Raw genomic sequence first — 2,759 nt, 5'->3', positions numbered from 1 at the left:
TGTGTGTGTGTGTGTGTGTGTGTGTGTGTGTCGCACGAACGCTTGTGCGCACAGCCGAACCACACACGAGTCCGTGCGCACAAGACCACACACACGACACACACAGCCGTGTGCGCCCGGGCGTACCGCCGGTCGCGCCCCCGCGATTCATTCGAATGGCCGGGGCGGGTGGATCAGCACCCCGCCCACGGTGGGCACGCAGCGCGTGCCTGGGGGCAGGCGCTCGACCGCCCCGAGGTTCTCGGCCCGGCCGGTCCGGAGCACCCTGCGGAGGTGGTCCTCGCCGTACAGGATGACGCCCGGCTCGGTCATGGTGCCGGTCATGCAGATCACGGGGTCCGCGACGAACCGGCCGCCGCCCTCCTTCGCGACCCGCAGTTCGGCCGCGTTCGCCTCGGCCTCCGCCGAGTCGGCCGGGGTCTGGCAGCCCGGACAGATCACCCCGGCCGGGCGGCCCGCCTGCCACTGGACGTTCCAGTCCGCAGCGCCCGCACCGCAAGTTGTGTTTCATGCCGTCCTCTCGCTGTACCACCGGTTTGGTGTTCGCTTCTCCCCTCCTCGGCCCCCGCCGGGTCGTGCAGGGGCCGCAGTGCCCCGCCGGCCGGGCCGGAGCTGCGGGAGCTGTAGTGGCCCAGGACGTTCAAGTCGGCGTACTTGAACAGGGAGAGCCGGGCGATGTCCTCGTCCAGGACGCCGTGCTCGCGCCGGTCGGCGGGCTAGCTCGACGGTATCCACCGGCCGCCTACCTCATACGGCCCTCGACGGAAGTCGAGCGGACCGGGCGATCGCTGTGCTAGCGAGCAAGATCGTTCCTTGCCGCCGACCACGCCTGATCGATCCCGAGGCGTTGTCGTCGCCGACCCTCCGGCGGTACCCGCCGTCCCCCCTTAATCGGACCGGGCCGCAGCCCGGGTTCATCGGGCCGACCTGCGAGGACGGGGCAACGGGCCTGTAGGGGCGCCGACATGGGCAGATCCACACCCTGGCCTACAGGTCCGGCCCTACGGTTGCCGGCATGACTTCCATGGACGAGAACGAGGACTTCCCCGACGCGCAGCAGGCGGGGATGGCACTCATCGACGCGTTCCACGAGCGGGACGAGGCGCGGTTCCGGACCCTGAGCCCCGAGCAGCGCGAGGCCCAGTTCCAGGCCCGGCAGGAGCTGTACACCTACGTGGACGACATGTGGGAGGAAGCCAAGGCGGCAGGGCTCAATCCCGCGTTGCGCCCGGAGTGGAAGGGCGTGGCGGGGATGCGGGACGTCCTGACGGACCTGCGCGACACCGCCGGCTTCCTCGTGGACGAGGAGTCCTGACGCGGCATCCTCCGAGGCGCGTCGCCGATTTTCGTCACAGCCGCGCGGGGTGACGAAGTTGTACAGACCGTGACCCTCGTTTAGTCAAGGTCGTGACTTGACTAAACGAGGGCCGGAACGGGCGTTGTGGCTGCTCGGCGGCGATTCGGGCCCCTCACGCGTACGCGTGCGCGCGTGAGTGGTCTTACAAGTCTCACAACGCGGTGGGGTCGGGCCGCTCGCGCAGGTGCTCGTACACCCGCTGCAGCGCGGGTTCGAGGAGTTCGACGACCGGCCGCAGCAGCTCGGCGGTGTGCTCGTCGACGCCCGCCAGGAGCACGACCAGATCCCGCGCGGCATCACCGGTCTCCTCCACGGTGTCCTCGTCCCAGCACCCGGTCGGCCCGGCCGCGACCGCCCGCAGCGCCTCGACCGCCTCGTGGACGTCGCACGCGCTCTCGTAGTGCTCCAGCTCCAGCTCCGGCCCGATGTTCGTCGTCACGCTCGAACAACGACCGCGGCGACGCTCAATCACGGCGCCCTCCGGGACCGGCGGTCTCACGTGTGCGCACAGCGAACACGTGCGTGTGTGTCCGCCGACGACGCCTGTACGGGCGCGAACACACAGGTCAGCGTGTGCGCGTGTGCGTCATATGGCGGTTGTGCGTGTGTGCGCGACACAAGGGAGTGAGACCTGGCACGCGCACAGGCGCGCGCGTTGGGCGGTCTCATTAGTCTCACGTGCGCGACGTCGGCGGCCGTGGGCGAGCACAGGCGGCGGCCTGGACCGGCGGCGCACGACGTTGCCCACCCTGGTGGGCGAGGCGGTACGTGGGGACCCGCCGGGGATCGGGGCCGGCGGGGAGGTCCCGATGCCGCCGCAGGTGGCATGGCGCCGTAGGCGAACACGGTGTGCCGGCCGCCGCAGGCGCCTACCTCGGCGACGCGCCAACGTCACAGAGCGGGCGTGTGACGAAACCACTCGTCGGCCCGGTTTCGCGCGGGCCGGCGAGTGGGGCGTCGGCTGCCCCATCGGCTGGGGCGTCGCGTGGCCCGTCGGCCTTGGAAACGACGCCCCTTTCGGCGGCCGAGCCGCTGGTGGGCGGGTTTTGTGCACCCTCCGGAGCGCGCAGCCTGTATATGGGATCCATCGTGAGTGAGCCCAATCCACCGACGCCGGGCCCACGCCTGTCGGCTCACATGGAGATGCCGTGTCCTCCCGGTCCGCCGTGTGTCGGCGGCCTGCGGTGGTACTCCTGCTGTCGTTGTTGCTGTTCCCGTTGCCGTTCGGTCCGTTGCTCGCGTTCGCGCTCCGCTCGGGCCAGGCGGCGTTCCTCGATCCGCTCGCGGTGGGTGTCCTCCACCGCGAGCCGGTCGGCCGGCAACTCGGCGCGCGACACCGCCTCCTCACGCAGGCCCCGAGCGCGTTCGCGGTCGGCGGCGGCCGCGCGGGCGTCGGCCCGGG

The 2,759-nt window shown here is 71.1% G+C and carries 3 protein-coding genes and 1 pseudogene; 1 reads left to right on the top strand and 3 read right to left on the bottom strand.

Annotated features, from left to right (window positions below):
• Positions 1 to 147 precede the first annotated feature (147 nt).
• Positions 148 to 441, bottom strand: coding sequence for a hypothetical protein (locus GT354_RS26205; RefSeq protein ID WP_161358838.1), 294 nt, complete (start codon positions 439 to 441; stop codon positions 148 to 150).
• Positions 442 to 1,015: 574 nt separating this feature from the next.
• On the opposite strand from GT354_RS26205, the gene GT354_RS26200 reads away from it, so the two are divergent.
• Positions 1,016 to 1,315, top strand: a complete 300-nt coding sequence (locus GT354_RS26200; RefSeq protein WP_161358837.1) for a hypothetical protein — start codon at positions 1,016 to 1,018, stop codon at positions 1,313 to 1,315.
• Positions 1,316 to 1,508: 193 nt separating this feature from the next.
• Here GT354_RS26200 and GT354_RS26195 read toward each other — a convergent pair whose 3' ends face one another.
• Together GT354_RS26195 and GT354_RS26190 are read right to left on the bottom strand one after the other, a co-directional pair.
• Entirely contained in the window at positions 1,509 to 1,796 is a 288-nt protein-coding gene (locus GT354_RS26195) for a hypothetical protein (protein ID WP_161358836.1), read from the bottom strand.
• Positions 1,797 to 2,490: 694 nt separating this feature from the next.
• A pseudogene (locus GT354_RS26190) lies at positions 2,491 to 2,759 on the bottom strand (hypothetical protein); the annotation flags it as partial.

The sequence above is a fragment of the Streptomyces sp. SID3343 genome (assembly GCF_009865215.1).
In the GTDB taxonomy this organism is placed as follows: domain Bacteria; phylum Actinomycetota; class Actinomycetes; order Streptomycetales; family Streptomycetaceae; genus Embleya.
The sequence above is the reverse complement of the archived record's forward strand: the minus strand, read 5'-3'. Positions and strand labels throughout refer to the sequence as shown.